At 47.9% G+C, this 19,496-nt stretch carries 21 protein-coding genes; 19 read left to right on the forward strand and 2 right to left on the reverse strand.

Features of this window, described 5'->3' with window-relative positions:
• Window positions 1–7 precede the first annotated feature (7 nt).
• The 19 genes from fliN to N7386_RS06830 all read left to right on the forward strand — a co-directional run bounded on the left by fliN (window position 8) and on the right by N7386_RS06830 (window position 17,055).
• The gene (gene fliN, locus N7386_RS06740; RefSeq protein WP_011622077.1) at window positions 8–382 is read left to right on the forward strand and encodes a flagellar motor switch protein FliN; all 375 of its coding nucleotides are present in this window, start codon (window positions 8–10) and stop codon (window positions 380–382) included.
• A gap of 33 nt (window positions 383–415) precedes the next feature.
• Window positions 416–823 carry a flagellar biosynthetic protein FliO gene (gene fliO / locus N7386_RS06745; protein ID WP_086903724.1) on the forward strand — a complete coding sequence of 136 codons (408 nt, stop codon included), beginning with the start codon at window positions 416–418 and terminating at the stop codon, window positions 821–823.
• Entirely contained in the window at window positions 820–1,566 is a 747-nt protein-coding gene (fliP, locus tag N7386_RS06750; protein ID WP_089068186.1) for a flagellar type III secretion system pore protein FliP, read from the forward strand. The genes fliO and fliP overlap by 4 nt, the downstream gene beginning before the upstream one ends.
• Window positions 1,567–1,583: 17 nt before the next feature.
• The gene (gene fliQ, locus N7386_RS06755; protein WP_011622080.1) at window positions 1,584–1,853 is read left to right on the forward strand and encodes a flagellar biosynthesis protein FliQ; all 270 of its coding nucleotides are present in this window, start codon (window positions 1,584–1,586) and stop codon (window positions 1,851–1,853) included.
• A gap of 4 nt (window positions 1,854–1,857) precedes the next feature.
• Window positions 1,858–2,655, forward strand: a complete 798-nt coding sequence (gene fliR / locus N7386_RS06760) for a flagellar biosynthetic protein FliR (RefSeq protein ID WP_089068185.1) — start codon at window positions 1,858–1,860, stop codon at window positions 2,653–2,655.
• 17 nt (window positions 2,656–2,672) lie between these two features.
• A complete protein-coding gene (gene flhB / locus N7386_RS06765) occupies window positions 2,673–3,803 on the forward strand; it encodes a flagellar biosynthesis protein FlhB (RefSeq protein ID WP_011622082.1) in 1,131 nt (376 codons plus the stop codon).
• Between the two features lie 118 nt (window positions 3,804–3,921).
• Entirely contained in the window at window positions 3,922–6,021 is a 2,100-nt protein-coding gene (gene flhA, locus N7386_RS06770; RefSeq protein WP_089068184.1) for a flagellar biosynthesis protein FlhA, read from the forward strand.
• A gap of 11 nt (window positions 6,022–6,032) precedes the next feature.
• Complete coding sequence (flhF, locus tag N7386_RS06775) at window positions 6,033–7,409, forward strand: flagellar biosynthesis protein FlhF (RefSeq protein ID WP_109286380.1); 1,377 nt, start codon at window positions 6,033–6,035, stop codon at window positions 7,407–7,409.
• 4 nt (window positions 7,410–7,413) lie between these two features.
• Window positions 7,414–8,295: a MinD/ParA family protein gene (locus N7386_RS06780; RefSeq protein ID WP_011622085.1), complete on the forward strand. Its 882-nt coding sequence runs from the start codon at window positions 7,414–7,416 to the stop codon at window positions 8,293–8,295.
• Window positions 8,288–9,001: an RNA polymerase sigma factor FliA gene (locus N7386_RS06785; RefSeq protein ID WP_011716431.1), complete on the forward strand. Its 714-nt coding sequence runs from the start codon at window positions 8,288–8,290 to the stop codon at window positions 8,999–9,001. The genes N7386_RS06780 and N7386_RS06785 overlap by 8 nt, the downstream gene beginning before the upstream one ends.
• Window positions 9,002–9,048: 47 nt before the next feature.
• The gene (gene cheY, locus N7386_RS06790) at window positions 9,049–9,432 is read left to right on the forward strand and encodes a chemotaxis response regulator CheY (protein ID WP_007649667.1); all 384 of its coding nucleotides are present in this window, start codon (window positions 9,049–9,051) and stop codon (window positions 9,430–9,432) included.
• Between the two features lie 13 nt (window positions 9,433–9,445).
• Window positions 9,446–10,183, forward strand: a complete 738-nt coding sequence (locus N7386_RS06795) for a protein phosphatase CheZ (RefSeq protein WP_011622087.1) — start codon at window positions 9,446–9,448, stop codon at window positions 10,181–10,183.
• Window positions 10,184–10,198: 15 nt separating this feature from the next.
• Window positions 10,199–12,481: a chemotaxis protein CheA gene (locus N7386_RS06800; RefSeq protein ID WP_126512830.1), complete on the forward strand. Its 2,283-nt coding sequence runs from the start codon at window positions 10,199–10,201 to the stop codon at window positions 12,479–12,481.
• Between the two features lie 18 nt (window positions 12,482–12,499).
• The gene (locus tag N7386_RS06805) at window positions 12,500–13,624 is read left to right on the forward strand and encodes a chemotaxis response regulator protein-glutamate methylesterase (RefSeq protein ID WP_279767614.1); all 1,125 of its coding nucleotides are present in this window, start codon (window positions 12,500–12,502) and stop codon (window positions 13,622–13,624) included.
• 13 nt (window positions 13,625–13,637) lie between these two features.
• Window positions 13,638–14,153 (forward strand): hypothetical protein, encoded by a 516-nt coding sequence (locus tag N7386_RS06810; RefSeq protein ID WP_041412972.1) that lies wholly within the window; start codon window positions 13,638–13,640, stop codon window positions 14,151–14,153.
• A 64-nt stretch (window positions 14,154–14,217) separates the two neighbouring features.
• Window positions 14,218–15,009: a ParA family protein gene (locus N7386_RS06815; RefSeq protein WP_086903718.1), complete on the forward strand. Its 792-nt coding sequence runs from the start codon at window positions 14,218–14,220 to the stop codon at window positions 15,007–15,009.
• Window positions 14,993–16,000, forward strand: a complete 1,008-nt coding sequence (locus N7386_RS06820; protein ID WP_279767617.1) for a chemotaxis protein CheW — start codon at window positions 14,993–14,995, stop codon at window positions 15,998–16,000. Before N7386_RS06815 ends, N7386_RS06820 begins: the two co-directional genes overlap by 17 nt.
• Window positions 16,001–16,007: 7 nt before the next feature.
• Window positions 16,008–16,502: a chemotaxis protein CheW gene (locus tag N7386_RS06825; RefSeq protein WP_011073088.1), complete on the forward strand. Its 495-nt coding sequence runs from the start codon at window positions 16,008–16,010 to the stop codon at window positions 16,500–16,502.
• Between the two features lie 154 nt (window positions 16,503–16,656).
• Window positions 16,657–17,055 carry a DUF2802 domain-containing protein gene (locus tag N7386_RS06830; protein WP_011622093.1) on the forward strand — a complete coding sequence of 133 codons (399 nt, stop codon included), beginning with the start codon at window positions 16,657–16,659 and terminating at the stop codon, window positions 17,053–17,055.
• 25 nt (window positions 17,056–17,080) lie between these two features.
• Here N7386_RS06830 and N7386_RS06835 read toward each other — a convergent pair whose 3' ends face one another.
• Together N7386_RS06835 and N7386_RS06840 are read right to left on the reverse strand one after the other, a co-directional pair.
• Window positions 17,081–17,389, reverse strand: coding sequence for an EscU/YscU/HrcU family type III secretion system export apparatus switch protein (locus tag N7386_RS06835; RefSeq protein WP_086903746.1), 309 nt, complete (start codon window positions 17,387–17,389; stop codon window positions 17,081–17,083).
• Window positions 17,390–17,404: 15 nt separating this feature from the next.
• Window positions 17,405–19,453 carry a flagellar hook-length control protein FliK gene (locus N7386_RS06840; protein ID WP_279767640.1) on the reverse strand — a complete coding sequence of 683 codons (2,049 nt, stop codon included), beginning with the start codon at window positions 19,451–19,453 and terminating at the stop codon, window positions 17,405–17,407.
• Between the last annotated feature and the right edge of the window lie 43 nt (window positions 19,454–19,496).

Raw genomic sequence — 19,496 nt, forward strand, 5'->3', positions numbered from 1 at the left:
AAGTGAGATGAGTACAGATGATGATTGGGCTGCAGCCATGGCTGAACAGGCATTGGAAGAAGCTAATGCCATTGACCTTGACGAGCTGGTAGACGACTCGCAGCCAATAAGTAAGGCCGAAGCCGCCAAACTAGACACTATTTTAGATATCCCTGTGACGATTTCGATGGAAGTTGGCCGCAGCTATATCAGCATTCGTAACCTGCTGCAGCTGAACCAAGGTTCTGTGGTGGAGTTGGATAGGGTGGCGGGTGAGCCGCTCGATGTGATGGTCAATGGCACGCTTATCGCCCATGGCGAAGTGGTTGTGGTTAACGATAAGTTCGGTATTCGGCTAACGGATGTGATCAGTCAAACTGAGCGGATTAAAAAGCTTAAGTAATTTATCTATTAAGACAAAGCCTGAAGGAGCGAGATGAGCACATCGGTCATACTCAGTCTAGTGTCAGCGACTCAGGCGAGTGTTGCTGGCGTTGCTAACGAAAGTGCCGCGACAGCAACGAAATTGGCTGAACCTTCGCAAATGGCCGCCGCAGCGAGCATGCTAGGCGGTCTTATTTTAGTGTTATTGCTTATCTTCGCCTTAGCGTACCTGCTGCGGCGATTTAATTTAGTGCCGACGGATCACAGCGTACTGAAAACCCTCGCGGTCACATCGCTTGGGCAGAAGGAGCGTTTGGTATTAGTTCAGGTCGGTGAACAGCAGTATTTGTTGGGTGTTAGCGGGCAACAAGTTAATTTAATTGATAAATTAGCTGAACCAATTCAAATTGAGTCCGTTTCCTTTGCGGACAAGCTACGGCAGGCGAAATTAAAACAATGATGAAGTACATACTCAGCTTGATTGGGGTTAGTACCCTGTTGTTTGCCGCATCGGTGGGCGCGGCCGATGGTGTATTGCCGGCGGTCACCGTAAAAACCGCTGCCGATGGTTCGACCGAATATTCGGTGACCATGCAGATCCTATTACTAATGACTTCGCTGAGCTTTATTCCTGCGATGGTCATTATGTTGACTTCCTTTACCCGCATCATAGTGGTTCTCTCGATTTTGCGCCAAGCTATTGGTTTACAACAGACACCTTCTAACCAAGTCTTGATTGGTATGAGCCTGTTTATGACCTTTTTCATTATGGCGCCAGTGTTCGACAAAATTTATGACCAAGGGGTAAAACCCTATATCGATGAGCAGCTCACGCTGCAACAGGCCTTCGATAAGGGCAAAGAGCCATTACGAGCATTTATGTTAGGGCAGGTGCGTACCACAGATCTGAAAACCTTTATCGATATCTCGGGGTATCAAAACATTAATTCCCCAGAAGAAGCGCCAATGAGCGTGTTGGTGCCAGCTTTTATTACCAGCGAACTGAAAACCGCCTTTCAAATTGGGTTTATGTTGTTTGTGCCATTTTTAGTGCTCGACCTTGTGGTTGCCAGTATCTTGATGGCCATGGGTATGATGATGCTCTCGCCGATGATTGTTTCTTTACCCTTTAAGATCATGTTGTTTGTGCTTGTTGATGGCTGGGGCCTAGTGATGGGCACTTTAGCCAATAGCTTTGGTTAGACGAGCGGAGATTCGCGATGACGCCAGAAGCCCTAATCGATATTTTCCGTGAGGCCTTAGCTGTGATTGTCATGATGGTTTCGGCCATCGTGCTGCCGGGCTTGGGTATTGGCCTCATTGTGGCGGTGTTCCAAGCCGCGACCTCAATTAACGAACAGACTTTAAGCTTTTTGCCTCGACTGATAGTGACCTTACTAGCCTTGATGGTTATGGGACACTGGTTAGTGCAAACCCTCATGGATTTCTTTATCGAAATGGTTAACCGCATTCCCCAAGTGGTGGGCTAATCCGATGGAGCTGCTGCTCGACACCTTAATGCAAACCATCGCTTCTTACATGTGGCCATTGTTTCGCGTGACCAGCATGTTGATGGTCATGGTGGTGTTTGGTGCTACGACAACCCCGACTCGAGTTCGTTTACTCTTAGCGGTGGCTATCACTCTGGCCATTGCGCCAGTATTACCGCCCGTTAAGGATGCGGAGCTCTTTTCCTTAAGCGCTGTTTTTATTACCGCTCAGCAAATTATTATTGGCGTCGCCATGGGCTTTGTGACTCAAATGGTGATGCAAACCTTTGTGTTAACGGGCCAGATCATCGGTATGCAAACCAGCTTAGGTTTTGCCTCTATGGTCGATCCGGGTTCTGGCCAACAAACGCCAGTGATAGGCAACTTCTTTTTGTTGCTCGCGACGTTGATTTTTCTCGCCGTCGATGGACACCTGTTGATGATCCGAATGTTAGTCGCCAGTTTTGAGACCTTACCGATTTCGAATCAAGGGTTAAGTTTGACGAGTTATCGCGCGCTAGCGGAATGGGGCTCCTATATGTTTGGCGCGGCATTGACCATGTCGCTCTCGGCGATTATTGCCTTGCTACTGGTTAACTTATCCTTTGGGGTAATGACTCGCGCCGCGCCGCAGCTGAACATTTTCTCGATAGGTTTCCCAATCACTATGATTGGTGGACTGCTCATTTTGTGGTTAACCTTGACCCCCGTAATGGCCCATTTCGAAGAGGTTTGGGCGTCGGCACAGCTTTTGCTTTGTGATATTTTAGGGCTTCAGTGTCAAGCCGACGGCATACTTTAACCGGATAGGAACGCGTAATGGCTGAAGAAAGTAGCGGCGAACGCAGCGAGGAACCCACCGGGAGGCGCCTCGAACAGGCGCGAGAAAAAGGGCAGGTAGCCCGTTCAAAAGAGTTAGGTACTGCGACCGTGTTGCTTTCGGCTGCGACAGGCTTGTATATGCTCGGGCCTGGGATTGCGAAGGCGCTGTCCAATGTGTTTGAGCGCGTTTTTACCATGGATCGCGCTGCGATTTTCGATACGAACCAGATGTTTAATGTATGGGGCGTCGTGGGAAGCGAGATTGGCTGGCCGTTACTCAAGATTATGTTACTGATTGTCGTGGTGGCATTTATCGGTAACGTATCCCTTGGCGGGATGAACTTCTCCACCCAAGCCATGATGCCTAAGGCCAGCAAAATGAGCCCGATTGCGGGCTTTAAACGGATGTTTGGTGTGCAGGCCTTGGTTGAATTAACCAAAGGGATTGCTAAGTTTTCTGTGGTAGCCATCGCGGCTTATTTACTACTCAGTCATTATTTTAACGATATTTTACTCCTGTCAGCCGATCATCTCCCCGGTAACGTCCATCATGCGCTGGATTTGTTAGTGTGGATGTTTATTCTGCTTTGCTCCTCCGTCTTAGTCATCGTGGTGATCGATGTGCCATTTCAGATCTGGAATCACAACAAACAGCTGAAAATGACTAAGCAGGAAGTGAAAGACGAGTATAAAGATACCGAAGGTAAACCTGAGGTCAAAGGGCGAGTACGCCAAATGCAGCGTGAGTTAGCGCAGCGACGCATGATGGCCGAAGTTCCCAATGCGGATGTGATTGTGGTGAACCCTGAGCATTATGCGGTGGCCATTAAATACGATGTGAAGCGCTCTGCAGCGCCTTTTGTTATCGCTAAAGGTGTGGATGAAGTCGCGTTTAAAATCCGCGAAGTGGCAAGGGCACATAACATTGCGATTGTCTCTGCACCACCGCTGGCGCGGGCAATTTATCACACCACTAAGCTTGAGCAGCAGATCCCTGAGGGCCTATTTACCGCGGTGGCACAGGTTCTGGCTTATGTGTTCCAGTTACGCCAGTACCAAAAAGGTCGTGGCCGTAAACCTATTCCAATCCCTGCTAATCAACCCATCCCTGACGAGCTGAAACACTAGTTAAGTGTTAGGTTAACGAAGAGATAGTTCACAGAGATAAAACCACGACTTGAAGCGCTAGTGGTTGGCGCGTTTTTTGCTTCCAGGCTGTTATACGTCAAAGTTTAGGTATCTGTGAATGGATGTTAAAGCCTCCCTAGGCCAAGTAAAACAGTTGAAACTGAGCTCTTTCAAGGGCATAGGTACGCCAATGCTAGTGCTTGCGGCATTGGCTATGATTGTATTGCCTATCCCGCCGTTTCTACTCGACGTTTTATTTTCTTTTAACATTGCCTTGGCTTTGATTGTTCTTCTTGTCGCGATTTATACCGACAGACCCTTAGACTTTGCTGCTTTTCCAACTGTTTTATTAGTCGCGACATTGCTGCGACTCGCGCTTAACGTGGCATCGACCCGTGTGGTATTACTCGAAGGTCACAATGGTGGTGACGCCGCCGGTAAGGTGATTGAGGCCTTCGGCTCCGTGGTGATTGGCGGTAACTATGCCGTGGGCCTAGTTGTATTTATCATCTTGATTATTATCAACTTTGCCGTTGTAACTAAAGGTGCTGGCCGTATTGCCGAGGTGAGTGCTCGCTTTACCTTAGATGCGATGCCGGGCAAGCAAATGGCCATCGATGCCGACTTGAACGCAGGTATTATTAATCAAGATCAAGCCAGAACCAGACGCGCCGAGGTGACCCGCGAAGCGGACTTCTATGGCGCAATGGACGGTGCATCTAAGTTTGTGAAGGGTGATGCGATTGCCGGTATCATGATCTTAGTTATCAACATTCTCGGTGGGTTTATTATCGGGATTGTGCAGCACGGTTTGACATTCTCCCAAGCCGTTGAAATTTATACCCTGTTAACCATTGGTGACGGTCTCGTCGCGCAAATTCCTGGTCTATTACTGTCAATCGCTGCGGCGTTGATGGTGACCCGTCAAAATGAATCTGGCGATATGGGCCAGATGCTGATCAGTCAGATGTTTGACAGTCACAAGTCGCTCAGTATTGCGGCTGGCGTACTCTTTGTCATGGGGATTGTGCCTGGCATGCCACATATGGCGTTTTTAAGCTTTGCCGTGATCACAGCTGGAGCCGCTTACTTTATCTTCAAACGTAATGAAGCCAAACGTACTAAAGCCCTTGAGCAAGTCAAAACGGGCCCAACGGAAAGAGCCGAAAGAGAACCTAAAGAACTTAGCTGGGACGATGTACACCATGTTGACACTATTGGTCTGGAAGTAGGTTACCGTTTGATCCCATTAGTCGATAAGGGACAAGGTGGGGAATTACTGAGCCGGATCAAAGGGGTACGTAAAAAACTTTCTCAAGAGCTGGGCTTCTTGGTGCCTGCGGTACATATTCGTGACAACCTCGATTTATCACCCAATGCCTACCGCATCTCGTTAATGGGCGTGGTGGTTGGAGAGGCGGATATTCGCCATGACTGCGAACTTGCCATCAACCCTGGCCAAGTTTATGGCAAGCTCGATGGTATCGAAACACGTGATCCAGCCTTTGGTCTCGAAGCCGTGTGGATTGCCCCTGAGCTGCGTGAACATGCACAAACCTTAGGTTATACCGTGGTGGATGCCGCGACAGTGGTGGCAACCCATATTAGCCAAATATTGACGAATAATGCGGCGAAACTCTTAGGCTACGAAGAAGTGCAACAACTGATGGATATGCTTGCTAAGCATTCGCCTAAGCTGGTGGATGGCTTTATTCCTGATGTGATGCCGCTCGGAAATGTCGTAAAAGTGATGCAAAACCTATTAAATGAAGGAGTTTCTGTCAGAGACTTGCGTACCATAGTGCAAACTTTGTTAGAATACGGCACTAAGAGTAACGATACTGAAGTGTTAACGGCGGCAGTGCGTATCGCATTGAAGCGCATGATAGTTCAAGAGATCTCGGGTCCTGAACTTGAAATACCTGTCATAACTTTGGCGCCAGAGTTGGAACAGATGTTGCATCAGTCAATGCAAGCAACCGGTGGCGATGGCCCAAATATCGAACCAGGTCTTGCAGAGCGTATGCAGCAATCCTTAGCGGATGCCGCTCAAAAGCAAGAAATGGTTGGTCAGCCCGCTATTTTGCTAACGTCAGGTATGTTACGTGCGACACTGTCTCGCTTTGTTAAATATACTATTCCTAATCTCAGAGTGATTTCTTACCAAGAAATCCCCGATGAAAAGCAAATACGCATAGTGTCTGCCGTCGGCCAGTAGAGGACGCATAAGTGAAGATTAAACGTTTTTTTGCCAAAGACATGCGTGCTGCACTGGCCCAAGTGAAGGACACGCTCGGCTCCGATGCCGTGATTATGTCGAATAAAAAGGTAAATGGCGGCATTGAGATTGTGGCCGCCGTTGACTATGACGAGCCCAAAGCGAAGGCGCCTGCCGCTGCACCGACTTTTATGGATGTGAGTGATGACTTAGTGTCGCTCGGTGCTAAAGCGCCGATTCGCGCTGAAACTAAGTTAAAACCCTCGGCGCCAGCAGACTCTCTCCAAGCATTGCTCGAGAAGCAACAAAGCCGTTTAAACCAACAGCTCACCCATCAACAGCAAGACGCCGAATTGCCTGCGTGGGCACAAGGTCTACAAGCTCCAGCCGCGCCAAAAGCTGAGCGCCGAGATATGGGACAGGCTTTCGATAAGAAGCCGCAGGTTTCACAGAAGCAAAATGCGGATATTGAAGCGATGCGTGATGAGTTAGCATCCTTACGCAATTTGCTTACTCATCAAGTGTCTGCGCTGATGACTGAACACAAAAAACGTATCGACCCTGTGGGTGCGATGCTGGAGTCAAAGTTACTGGAAGCGGAGTTTTCGCCTGCTGTTGCGAACAAGTTAGCGGCGCTTAGTCAACACTATACCCCGGCAGAATTAGTTCGTGCCTTGCCACAAAGTCTAGCTAATATGCTTGATAATCAAGGCGATGATATCGTTAAGCAAGGTGGCGTTGTAGCGCTGGTTGGCCCAACGGGTGTAGGCAAAACCACTTCTTTAGCCAAATTAGCGGCTCGTTTCGCCGCCCATCATGGTGCGGATCAAGTCGCCTTGATCACGACAGATCATTATCGTATTGGCGCCTATGAGCAATTGGCCACCTATGGCAAAATTATGGGATGCCCAGTTAAGCAAGCCCATGATCTTGCTGAGCTAGAGCAAATACTGTATCAGTTCAGAAATCGCAAGCTAGTATTGATAGATACCGCAGGAATGGGCCAACGAGATATGCGGCTTTACCAGCAACTTGATAATTTAACTGCAAATAGCAGAATACCTATCCGCAGTTATCTGGTACTGTCTGCCACAGGACAGCGCCGTGTGCTACAGGATGCTGTAAATCACTTTAAACGCATTCCATTATCTGGTGTTGTACTCACCAAACTCGATGAGTCCGTGTCGTTAGCGGGTGCATTAAGTGTGTTGATCCAAAGTGGGTTGCCATTAAGTTATGTTACGGATGGGCAGCGAGTGCCCGAAGATATGAAAGTTGCCGATACTTTATTGCTCGCAGAGCAGGCGTTAGCGGCCTTAGAAAACACTGAACAACAATCGTTACCAGACACAGCGTGGTCAGATAATATGACCTGTGCATTTGAGTAGAGTTATGACCCTGGATCAAGCAAGTGGTTTACGTATGATGAATCAACCCTATAACGAAAAAGTGAAAGTAATCGCGGTTACGGGTGGTAAAGGTGGCGTGGGTAAAACCAGCGTGTCTATCAATACCGCAGTAGCATTAGCCGAAAAGGGCAAGCGTGTCTTAGTGCTTGATGCCGACCTAGGCTTAGCAAACGTCGATGTCATGTTAGGGATCCGTGCTGAACGTAACCTTTCCCATGTACTCTCTGGCGATGCTGAGCTGGATGATATTATCGTCCGTGGTCCTAAGGGCATAGGCATTGTCCCTGCGACCTCAGGAACTCAAGGCATGGTAGAGTTGAGCCCTGCGCAACATGCGGGCTTAATTCGTGCTTTTAGTGAGATGCGCACCCAGTTTGATATCCTCATCGTGGATACTGCCGCGGGGATTTCTGACATGGTACTCAGTTTCTCCCGTGCGTCACAGGATGTGTTGGTGGTTGTTTGTGACGAGCCAACTTCTATCACTGACGCCTATGCGTTAATCAAAATTCTCAGCCGCGAACACGGCGTTTTCCGCTTTAAAATTGTTGCTAATATGGTGCGCAGTTTGCGCGAAGGTATGGAATTGTTTGCTAAACTCAGTAAAGTGACCGACAGATTCTTGGACGTGGCACTCGAACTGGTTGCGACCATTCCGTTTGATGAAAACCTTCGCAAATCAGTGCGTAAACAAAAGTTAGTGGTTGAGGCTTATCCTAAGTCTCCAGCTGCGATTGCGTACCATGGCCTAGCGAATAAAATCATGAGCTGGCCAGTACCACAGCAACCTGGTGGGCATTTGGAGTTTTTCGTTGAGCGTTTAGTTCAGCGACCAGATTTTCAAGAGGAAAAAACGAGTGAATAAAGCCGCAGCGTATACTTGTTTAGACAGTAAAACGTCAATCGTTGAACAGTATGCACCGTTGGTTAAAAGAATTGCACATCACTTGCTCGCCAGATTACCTGCCTCAGTGCAGCTCGATGACTTGCTTCAAGCGGGGATGATGGGGTTATTAGAAGCATCATCCAAGTTTGATGGTGGCAAAGGTGCAAAGTTTGAAACCTTCGCCGGCATACGGATCCGTGGCGCCATGTTGGATGAGATCCGTCGTGGCGACTGGGTTCCCCGTTCTGTTCATCGTAATAATCGTCGAGTTGCTCAAGCCATTGATGAGTTAGAGCAAGTGTTGGGTCGTGATGCACGCGACACAGAAATTGCAGAAAAACTTGATATGACGCTCGATGAGTACCATCATATTCTTAACGATGTTTCTGTTGGTAAAATCATAGGGATAGAAGACTTAGGCGTATCGCAGGATATACTCACTTCGAGCGATAATGTCAGTGATGGTACATATGAAGCGTTAGCAGAAACCCAGTTTCATTCAGCACTAGTTGAGGCGATAAAATTATTGCCCGAAAGAGATGCGCTAGTGCTATCGTTATACTACGATGAAGCATTGAATTTAAAAGAAATTGGCGCCATTCTTGAGGTAAGTGAATCGCGAGTTAGCCAGATATTAAGTCAGGCAATGTTGCGGCTCAAAGGCAAACTCAAGCATTGGACATAAGTATAATTATTTATTGAGCACAGAATGTCGGCTCACCGGAGGAAACCTTGGACAAGAATATGAAGATTCTCATCGTTGATGACTTTTCGACAATGAGACGTATCATCAAGAACTTGTTGCGAGACTTGGGCTTTAACAATACCCAAGAAGCAGACGACGGCTCAACTGCGCTGCCTATGTTACAAAAGGGCGACTTTGATTTTGTCGTGACAGACTGGAACATGCCAGGTATGCAGGGTATTGATTTGCTGAAGGCTATTCGGGCTGACGATTCCCTTAAGCATTTACCCGTATTAATGGTTACCGCTGAAGCAAAACGTGAACAAATTATTGCTGCCGCACAAGCCGGTGTTAACGGCTATGTGGTTAAACCTTTTACCGCAGCAACACTTAAAGAGAAGTTAGATAAAATATTCGAACGACTCGCTTAAGCAGGGATGAGCTATGAAGTCACAAACATCAGGGCTCATTACGCTCGAGAAGGCTCAGCGTTTAGTTGAACTATTAAGCGCAAATGAACAAGCTCAAGCAGATGATTTATTTAGGGAACTCGCGGCTCCACTTCAACGGGAGCTCTTTGATGAAGTTGGTAAACTGACAAGGCAACTTCACAGCGCATTAATGGATTTCCAAGTTGATAATCGTTTGGTTGAACTTGCGAATACCGAAATTCCCGATGCTAAGGAACGGCTAAGTTATGTCATTGACATGACCGAGCAAGCAGCGAATAAAACCATGGATGCGGTAGAAGAGTGCTTGCCGCTCGCTAATGCATTAACGGCGAATATTCAACAAGTGATGCCTTCTTGGGACAAATTGATGCGCCGTGAAATCGCTCTGAGCGATTTTAAAGCGCTTTGCCACAATGTGCAGCATTTGATGTCACGTAGCGAATTGGATTCCAATCGCTTACGCGAATTGCTCAACCAGATTTTGATGGCGCAGGATTTTCAGGACCTGACTGGACAAATGATCCGGCGGGTGATCGATCTAGTGATGGAAGTTGAAAGTAATCTGGTGTCTATGCTGACAGTATTTGGTGAGCAACCCGTGATTGAGAGTCAGATTACTCAGAAAAATAATATTGAAGCTGAAGGACCGATAATGAATGCCGAGCTTCGTCAAGACGTCGTTACCGGTCAAGATGAAGTCGATGATCTGCTGTCGAGTCTGGGTTTCTAACTGGGAGTCAATTTGATGGCCTTTGATGTAGATGAAGAGATACTCCAGGACTTTTTAATTGAAGCGGGCGAAATTCTTGAGTTGCTGCAAGAGCAGCTGGTCGCGCTTGAAAACAATCCTGATGATACTAACTTGCTAAATGCCATTTTCAGGGGGTTTCATACTGTAAAGGGCGGTGCGGGTTTCCTTAGTCTCACTCCCATGGTGGATGTCTGTCACGAAGCAGAAAACACCTTCGATTTATTACGCACTGGCAAGCGCAGTGTCTCCGCAGAGTTAATGGACATCATTCTTCAGGCTGTCGATGCGATTAACACTATGTTTGCTCAAACCCAACAAGGCGAGCAACAAGACCCAGCAGATCCTGCATTATTGGCTAAATTGAAAATGCTCAGCTCCGGTGAGCCGCTTCCTTCCGAGTCAGGTCAAAGTAGTGCCGAAGTTGAACCATTGCCAGAACCTGAGCCCGAACCTGTCATAGAAACAGTGGTTGAAGTTGCCGCCGTTGAAGAAATGCCGATTGAGAAATCAGAGCTTTCAGATTCCAGTATCGATGAAATCGATGAAGCGGAGTTTGAAGCATTACTCGATGCGTTGCACGGCGCCGGAAAAGGCCCAGGAATTTCTGCTCCACAAGCCGATGCTGCCCCTGCGGTGCAAAATAAGCCTCAAGCGACATCCGCAAGCGCTAGCGATGATATTACCGATGACGAGTTTGAAGCGCTGCTCGATGAGCTGCACGGTTCTGGTAAGTTTAAAGGTAAAGTGGAAGAGCCTGCCAAGCCAAAAGCTGAAGCAGTTGCCGCGGCCCCCAAACCTGCCGCTCCAGCGGTTGATTCGGACGAAATCACTGAAGATGAGTTCGAGCGTCTCCTCGATGAGTTACACGGTAAAGGCGGTGCACCTGCAAAAGTGACTGCGAAAGCCGAATCTGCTCCAGCTAAAGCCGAGCCCGCTAAAGCGCCTCCAAGTGCCGTCGCGTCTTCTACGCCAGCCGCTCCTAAAGCCAGTGTTGCTGCACCAGCAACCCCTCCTGCGGTAAAAGCCAAAACTGATGTCGCGGTTGCTGAAAAAGCCCCTGCTAAAGCAGCGGCAGCAGCCTCTGCTAACGTACCTCAGGGCGAGACAACTGTTCGCGTCGATACCGCGAGACTCGACCAAATCATGAACATGGTCGGTGAGTTAGTGTTAGTGCGTAACCGCTTATTGAGCTTAGGTATTAGTCGTGATGACGAGGAAATGTCTAAGGCGCTAGCGAATTTAGACTTGGTTACAGCAGATTTGCAGGGCGCGGTGATGAAAACGCGCATGCAACCCATCAAGAAAGTTTTTGGTCGTTTCCCTCGGGTTGTACGCGATTTAGCCCGTACTCTGAATAAAGAAATTGATTTAGTTCTCGTGGGTGAAGAGACCGATCTCGATAAAAACTTAGTTGAGGCGCTCGCTGATCCGTTAGTGCACTTAGTGCGAAACTCGGTAGATCACGGTATTGAGATGCCCAATGACCGTGAGGCCAGCGGCAAACCAAGAACAGGTACCATCACTCTGTCTGCAAGCCAAGAGGGTGACCATATCCTGCTAAAAATCGAAGACGATGGCGCAGGTATGGATCCTGAAAAGTTAAAGCAAATTGCCATCAAGCGTGGGGTACTCGATGAGGATACCGCGGCGCGGATGACCGACAGCGAAGCTTATAACCTGATTTTTGCGCCTGGCTTCTCGACTAAGGTGGAGATTTCAGATATTTCCGGCCGTGGTGTTGGGATGGACGTGGTGAAAACCCGTATTACCCAACTTAACGGAACCGTTCATATCGACTCGATGAAAGGCAAGGGCACCATACTTGAAATTAAAGTACCGCTGACCTTGGCGATTATGCCGACCTTAATGGTGGACGTTGCCAAGCAGGTGTTTGCGTTGCCTTTATCCAGTGTGAATGAGATTTTCCATCTCGATCTCACCAAGACCAATATTGTCGATGGACAACTGACAGTGATTGTCCGCAACAAGGCCGTACCGCTTTTCTATCTGGAGCAGTGGTTACATCGCAATAGAACCAGCTTTAAACATGGTGATAAGAAACACGGCCATGTGGTCATTGTACAGCTGGGAATGATGCAAATTGGTTTTGTTGTTGATGCTTTAATTGGACAAGAAGAAGTGGTGATTAAACCTTTGGGAGCATTGTTGCATGGCACGCCGGGTATGGCGGGGGCGACAATCACATCCGACGGTGGCATTGCCCTCATCTTGGATGTCCCTGGTTTATTAAAGCATTATGCGAAAAATAAAAGTTAGTTTCCAATAAGGAATGGAATGGCCATTAAAGTATTAGTCGTTGATGACTCAAGTTTTTTTAGACGACGTGTTAGTGAAATAGTCAATCAAGATCCTGAACTGGAAGTGATCGCGACGGCCTTTAACGGGGCCGAAGCGGTGAAGATGGCTGCCGAGCTAAATCCTCAAGTCATTACAATGGATATTGAAATGCCTGTCATGGACGGTATTACGGCCGTGCGTGAGATCATGGCGAAATGTCCTACACCGATTTTGATGTTTTCTTCATTGACCCACGATGGCGCCAAAGCCACGCTAGATGCCCTCGATGCGGGGGCGCTCGATTTTTTACCTAAGCGATTTGAAGACATTGCGACCAATAAAGACGAAGCGATTCTATTATTGCAGCAAAGAGTGAAAGCCTTAGGTCGTCGCCGGATTTTCCGCCCTACGGTGCGTCCAACGGCGCCTACGCCGCCACCTCGCCAGAGTGCGAATGCCGTATTAGGCGGCACTGCTACCCATGCGCAACCTGCGCCAGCGCCTGTGCGTTCTTCACCTGCAACCTCGATTCGCCCAAGTGGTAAGCAATATAAATTATTGCTGATTGGCACATCGACGGGCGGGCCTGTCGCCTTGCAGAAGATTTTGACTCAGTTCCCAGCAAATTATCCTCATCCTATTTTGCTTATCCAGCATATGCCTGCGGCTTTCACCCCCGCTTTTGCGAACCGTTTAAACGGTTTGTGTAAGATCGAAGTGAAAGAAGCGGCTAATGGTGATGTATTGCGTCCAGGTTGCGCTTATCTTGCGCCAGGTGGAATGCAAATGATGGTTGAGCGCGCTGGTGTTACTGGCCGTGTCAAAGTCTTGGCGGGTAGCGCTGAGATGAATTACAAACCCTGCGTCGACATTACCTTTGCCTCAGCATCTAAAGCCTATGGCGGGGATGTGCTGGCGGTCGTGCTGACGGGCATGGGAGCCGACGGCCGCGAAGGTGCGCGTATGCTGAAATCAGCGGGTGCAACTATTTGGGCTCAGGATGAGGCCAGCTGCGTGGTTTATGGTATGCCGCAGGCGGTGGCCAGTGCGGGTATCGCCACTCAGTCAATTTCTCTGGATAACATGGCGGAGTCGATTTTAAAAGAGTCTGCGCGTGGCTAAGTCGAAAACACCGATAAGCACAAATATTGTGCTTATCATAGTGTTAATGGCGATCGCAATATTGTGCCTCGGCGCGTTAAGTCTCGACTATCATCGAAAAATCACTGCATTACGCGATGATGTAAAGCGATTGGAGTCGACACAGATTTTGCTCATGGTGCCGGATGAACAGGCACAGGCGATTGCGTCTTGGCTCGCTTCCCATCCGGATCAAACCAAAGCAATGTTAAAGTTGGCTTCACCGGGAGAGCAAAAGGCGGTGACGCTGGGCCCTGAGGCGTTCTCGGCATCCGATGCAAAAATTCCGCCGACGCTTGAGAAACCGGTAGAGGATAAACCGTCGCAGCAGCAAACTGCTGTCGATCCCGTGCCTGAGTCTCTGCGTACAGAAGCTTCATCGGCTGCTGCTACGGAAGCACAACCTCAGTCGAGTAATGTTCCCGTGGTGATTTCAGAAAATGCCGATGGGGTCAAAGTCATTAGTTTGCCTAACGGCGGCATAAGAGTGACCACAAGGGAAGGCGAGTAGTGCTTGTCGTTGCTCAAACGGGCATGATAAATAGCCGAGAATCAACATTAAAGAGGTCAGTTCTTTGAAAGTCTGGACCATTGCGAATCAAAAAGGTGGGGTTGGAAAAACCACTTCAGTAGCCAGTTTAGCGGGCGCGCTCGCTAAACGGGGTAAACGTGTACTGATGATTGATACCGATCCCCATGCATCGCTTGGTTATTACCTTGGCATTGACTCTGAAGAGGTTCCTGGTTCGCTATTTGACGTGTTTGTGGCGCATAAAAGTCTGACGACTGACTTAGTTAAGTCCCACATAGTGCCCACCTTAGTCGATGGTTTAGATTTACTGCCCGCTACGATGGCGTTAGCCACGTTAGACCGAGCGCTCGGACATCAAGAGGGCATGGGGTTAGTGCTGCGTAATTTATTGGCACTGGTTGCCGATGAATACGATGTGGCGATTGTCGACTGCCCACCCGTGTTAGGGGTATTAATGGTGAACGCACTGGCGGCCAGTCAACACATAGTGATCCCCGTGCAAACCGAGTTTTTGGCCATTAAAGGGCTTGAGCGCATGGTCAAAACCATGGAGATCATGGGGCGGTCAAAGAAAACCCGTTATAGCTATACCGTCGTACCCACTATGTACGATAAACGTACCAAGGCATCACCTGCTGCCTTACAGGTGCTGAGTGAACAATATGGTGACAGCCTTTGGCGAGATGTGATCCCCGTAGATACTAAGTTTAGAGACGCCAGTTTGGCACATTTACCCGCTTCCCATTATGCAAGCGGCAGTCGTGGCGTAAAAGCTTACGAGCGATTATTAGATTTTCTTTTAGCTGGGGAGTTTGGCCATGTCAAAATCGGTTGATGAAACTGTTTTTGATTTTTTTGAATTATTGCTGCATGAAGAAGACAGCAAAGCTGTGGCTTCCCCGAATGCGCCTCAACATGAAGTTGTGGCACCACTGGTTGGCAAAAAAAATGAAGCACAATTACTCGATGACGCCATTTTAGCCGAGCACAGTCAGGCTAAAGTGCACGCGAGCGTGACCATTGCTACCGAAGTGCAGCCACAGAAGGCAAAGTCTGTCAGCAATATGTCTCATCTTGATGAGCCTGCGCCATTAGTTAATAAGCAGGCTTTGGAGAAACTCCTCGCGCCGGTATTAAAAACGGTGGTGATTGAGGATAAGCCTGCGGAAGTGTTGAGCGAAGTCGCGCCCGAGATGGATAAGGCGCCTGAGGAGAGCCAAGAGAGTATCTCTTCGCTACCCGAAAGCGACGCTAGCGTCACCATTGAGCAGCCATCCACTGTCGTAGATGACGAGATAATCATTGAGACAACACCCGAGACTCAGGTGGGGTTTGCCCCTCCAAGTATCACAAAAGACCTGCAAGAAGTACTCGATGATGAGTTTCAAGTACTATTCTTTAAAGTGGCAGGGTTAACCTTAGCTGTGCCTTTAGTGAGTTTGGGTGGGATCGTTAAGGTTGAGCGGATTAATCATATTATCGGTCGCCCTTCTTGGTTTTTAGGGGTGCAAACCCATAGGGAAGAACAGTTAAATCTGGTTGATACCTGTGCATGGGTGATGCCAGAAAAATACACGGATAAACTGGCGCAATCGGTAAATTATCAATATCTTGTATTATTAGAAGGCAGTAATTGGGGATTAGCTTGTGAGTCCCTCGTTAATGCAGTAAAAATTAATAAATCGCAAGTAAACTGGCGCAGCAAAGCGGGGAAACGTCCTTGGTTGGCTGGTGTAGTGAAAGAACAAATGTGTGGCATTTTGCACGTACAAGCCTTAGTTGAAATGCTTGATGCGGGTTTAGGCTGTCAGGACTCCATTGGTTGAGGTAAACATGAAAGATACAAGAAATGTCGCGGCCGTGGCTGCAAGTAAAGATGATGCAGTATTGCAATGGGTTACCTTTAAGTTAGACAACGAAACTTATGGTATCAATGTGATGCAGGTGCAAGAGGTGCTACGTTACACCGAGATCGCCCCTGTGCCTGGCGCCCCCCATTACGTATTAGGGATCATTAACCTGCGCGGCAATGTGGTGACTGTTATCGATACACGATCACGTTTTGGTCTGCAATCGGCGGAAGTGGATGATTCGACTCGTATCGTGATTATCGAAGCTGAGAAACAAGTAATCGGTATTTTGGTGGATAGTGTGGCCGAAGTAGTTTATCTGCGCCGCTCTGAAATTGATAATGCCCCGAATGTCGGCACTGAAGAAAGCGCCAAATTTATCCAAGGCGTGAGCAATCGCGATAACGAGCTACTGATCCTCGTCGATTTAGACAAGTTATTATCCGATGAAGAATGGGCTGAGTTAAATCAGCTCTAAGCTTCCATGATGAGACGACAGATTAGTTAATCTGTCGTCCTTGCTTTTCAAAATGCAAACGGTTTATTTCGCCATTGTTTAACCATTATGATTGCCGTTTGGTGAACCCGTTGTATTGTTGATTTCAGTTTATTGTGATGCGTAAGGATGATTAATGGGCGATGAATTTTTAATCGCAGCCTTAGTTTATGTGATTGCGTGTTTAGGGTTAGTCCTTTATCTCCAAAAACAATTGAGTAAGTTGCGCAGTAAAGTTGAAGCGTTAACTGTACTGGTCAAAGAAGGCGATCGCCAACGTGAGTCCTTTAAACGGGAGTTGCAGGAGCTTCGCAGCGGCACTATCGGCATGGGACGACGTGTTATCGAGCTTGAGAAGCGCTTACATCAACAATCTGAGCGTATCGAAGAGTCGACGCAGCAGGATCCTCAAGCCAAACTCTATACCCGAGCGATGAAAATGGTCGCGTTAGGTGCGGGGGTGGACGAACTGATTAAAGAGTGTGAGTTACCTAAAGCCGAGGCTGAGTTGTTAATTCGCCTTCATCGAAAATAGGCTGCAAAGTCGCACATTCCTTATTTTAGGCTTTCTCTACAATTTTCTTGTGCATGTTATTCCACTGCTCAGGAAATTTGCCATCCAACATGTACACAAAGGCAATCAGTTCTGCGATAAGCAGATACAGTTCTTTCGGAATTTCCTCACCTAATTCGAGTAATCTCAAAAAATTACTCAGGTGGGGATCTTGATGAATATAAACGCCTGATGCTTTTGCGAGCGCAATAATTTCATCTGCAACCAATCCTTCCCCTGATGCCACGACTTTAGGGGCATGTTTCCCATCGTAACTTAAGGCGACGGCTTGCTGGGTTTTGGGTTCTTCATTCATCATTCGTTCTCGATTTTAAGCACGTGTTTTCACTAAAAAATGATCGCCCGGGAGCAGTGTCGCCGGCACTTGGGCAATTTGCGTTGAAAGCTCCCCTGGCGTAAAGCCTAGCTGGGATAATTTTTGACCTAGGGGAGCTAAAAAATTATCAACGCGATTGAGCAGTTGTTGGCTATTACCTTTAAATTGAATATCTAACACTTGCTGATGGAAGCGTGCCGAAATTAGCAGCGGCCCCTGTGCAAGATTAAACTTCAATTGCAGATGCCAACCTTTGTGCTTTTGTTGTTCGTCATCATTGGCATCTCGTTCAAATTTTCCTTCGAGCTGTTCATGCCGTTGATTGATCCCATAGGGCAGGGCAAAAAACCATACCAGATTGCCGTTGTTTTCGCCGCTTGCCTGCTGATAAAGGTGTAAGCTCGAGGCCAGTTGGCCCATGCTTTCAAGCCCTCCGGCTTTACTCAATTGTCCAAGCTGATTGGTCGATAAACCTGTTTTAGCCTGTAATTGCTCTAGGTAATCTGCCAGCTTCTGGCTGACCGTATTGTTGCCATTATTGGCCCTAAACCCCAACAATAGTTGAAATAGCGAGGTAATCGCATTGGCATTCATAAACACGGCGGGTTGACTAAGCTGTGGCGCGGCAAGGTTTAAGGCTGAGAGCCCAAGCATAGCGTCCTTTAATTCGCTCAGTTCACTTAATTGCCCTAATGTTGGCGGGCTTAGATGGGGCAAATGTTTTAATAACTCCGCCGCGAGATTTGCTCCGCCGCGCGCGAGCATTTGTTCTAACGGCAAGGCACCGGCTTTGGTAAAAGCTTTCTGTAGCACCTCATTGACACTGATTTGTGCCTCGGTGGACTTATTTGTTTTTTCGCCTAATTGAGCCTCCATCGCCTGTGGTTTGAGACTCAGCGGCAACTCGTTACCGACTAAGCCAGTTTTAGTGGAACTTGTAGGGGGGAGATCCTGTTGAGCCTTGGCTGCTAAAAGTGAATTTCGATTGCTATCGAGATTGTTCGCCCCCGATCCCATAGTTTTAGCTTCTAAAGGTTTTAATTCTAGTGGCTTAGATTCAAAGGCCTTGGATTCTAACGTCTTAGCATCAAGCACTTGTGCTTTTTGCTGAGCTTGGGAAGTTTCTTGCGATTGCGCCGTGGTATTTAACGTTTGATTTACAACAGTCAGCTTAGGTTCAGTATTGGCTTGTAGACTGGTTTGAGGATTAGCGGCCGATACATTGATTTTGCTGCTTGGCATATCTGTTGCGGAAGAAGGAGCTAGCATATTGGCAGCTTTATTCTCCGAGGACACAGGTGCTTGAGTACTAGGCTTCGCTGCATTTGATGGCTCGGCCTGTGGTGCAATTCCTTCAAGTTTACGTAAAAATGCAGCAATTATCTGAGCAGGCTCAGTTTTAGTGATGACCACATTAGCTGCTTGTTTATCAATAATGGGAAGTTGAGTTTCATTTATTGGCGCGCCAATGTGGATTTCAAGTTTGCTCAGTATTGGGGTCAGGACTAAAATAGGCCTTCCTTGCGAGAGGCTTATTTTAGCTTGATATTCTCCAGTGCTGAGTCGAGTACCAGGATCCTGTGGCACCACAGTCCCGTTGGCAAATTGAAATTCTTTTGTTGTAACAGTGACATTGGGTAGCGGATATCCCTGCGGCCTAGCCGCTAGGGTATAGAGCTTATCCAGGGAGATGCCATTTTGCTGCGCAAGTTGCGCTATCGCTTCGGGTAATTTTAGGGTCAGTGTCGCGCCTAGCGTCAGTAATTGTGCGTTAGCGACAGTGCTATTGGCACTCGTGCTGGCAGTGGCTTTTGGGGTAATTGGATTCACTAAGAAACTACTCGCCACAATCAAGGCTTGTCTTTGCTGTGCATTAACAAGCTTTAAATTATATTCTGTACCGTTTAGAATAATACTATCGCCCTCGGGGGAGACTTGCACTTCAGCTGGAAGGGGACGTGAGTGTACGCTCACGGCATCGTTTGAAGAGGCTGGAGTGATTAATTGCGCATTAGCGGTATTAATAAGTGGAATTGACTCCATGTGAGGCCCTTGTTGGTGTATCTAACGGCACGCTATTTTGAAA

It is taken from the genome of Shewanella sp. GD04112 (assembly GCF_029835735.1).
Taxonomy (GTDB): domain Bacteria; phylum Pseudomonadota; class Gammaproteobacteria; order Enterobacterales; family Shewanellaceae; genus Shewanella.

Bases quoted from the DNA above. Each gene is read 5' to 3' on its own strand.
- flhA (WP_089068184.1), top strand. From the start codon at position 3,922: ATGGATGTTAAAGCCTCCCTAGGCCAAGTAAAACAGTTGAAACTGAGC.
- N7386_RS06800 (WP_126512830.1), top strand. From the start codon at position 10,199: ATGGCCTTTGATGTAGATGAAGAGATACTCCAGGACTTTTTAATTGAA.
- flhB (WP_011622082.1), top strand. From the start codon at position 2,673: ATGGCTGAAGAAAGTAGCGGCGAACGCAGCGAGGAACCCACCGGGAGG.
- fliQ (WP_011622080.1), top strand. From the start codon at position 1,584: ATGACGCCAGAAGCCCTAATCGATATTTTCCGTGAGGCCTTAGCTGTG.
- fliP (WP_089068186.1), top strand. From the start codon at position 820: ATGATGAAGTACATACTCAGCTTGATTGGGGTTAGTACCCTGTTGTTT.
- N7386_RS06840 (WP_279767640.1), bottom strand. From the start codon at position 19,453: ATGGAGTCAATTCCACTTATTAATACCGCTAATGCGCAATTAATCACT.
- fliR (WP_089068185.1), top strand. From the start codon at position 1,858: ATGGAGCTGCTGCTCGACACCTTAATGCAAACCATCGCTTCTTACATG.
- N7386_RS06795 (WP_011622087.1), top strand. From the start codon at position 9,446: ATGAAGTCACAAACATCAGGGCTCATTACGCTCGAGAAGGCTCAGCGT.
- fliN (WP_011622077.1), top strand. From the start codon at position 8: ATGAGTACAGATGATGATTGGGCTGCAGCCATGGCTGAACAGGCATTG.
- N7386_RS06825 (WP_011073088.1), top strand. From the start codon at position 16,008: ATGAAAGATACAAGAAATGTCGCGGCCGTGGCTGCAAGTAAAGATGAT.
- N7386_RS06820 (WP_279767617.1), top strand. From the start codon at position 14,993: ATGTCAAAATCGGTTGATGAAACTGTTTTTGATTTTTTTGAATTATTG.
- N7386_RS06780 (WP_011622085.1), top strand. From the start codon at position 7,414: ATGACCCTGGATCAAGCAAGTGGTTTACGTATGATGAATCAACCCTAT.
- N7386_RS06805 (WP_279767614.1), top strand. From the start codon at position 12,500: ATGGCCATTAAAGTATTAGTCGTTGATGACTCAAGTTTTTTTAGACGA.
- N7386_RS06830 (WP_011622093.1), top strand. From the start codon at position 16,657: ATGGGCGATGAATTTTTAATCGCAGCCTTAGTTTATGTGATTGCGTGT.
- N7386_RS06835 (WP_086903746.1), bottom strand. From the start codon at position 17,389: ATGAATGAAGAACCCAAAACCCAGCAAGCCGTCGCCTTAAGTTACGAT.
- fliO (WP_086903724.1), top strand. From the start codon at position 416: ATGAGCACATCGGTCATACTCAGTCTAGTGTCAGCGACTCAGGCGAGT.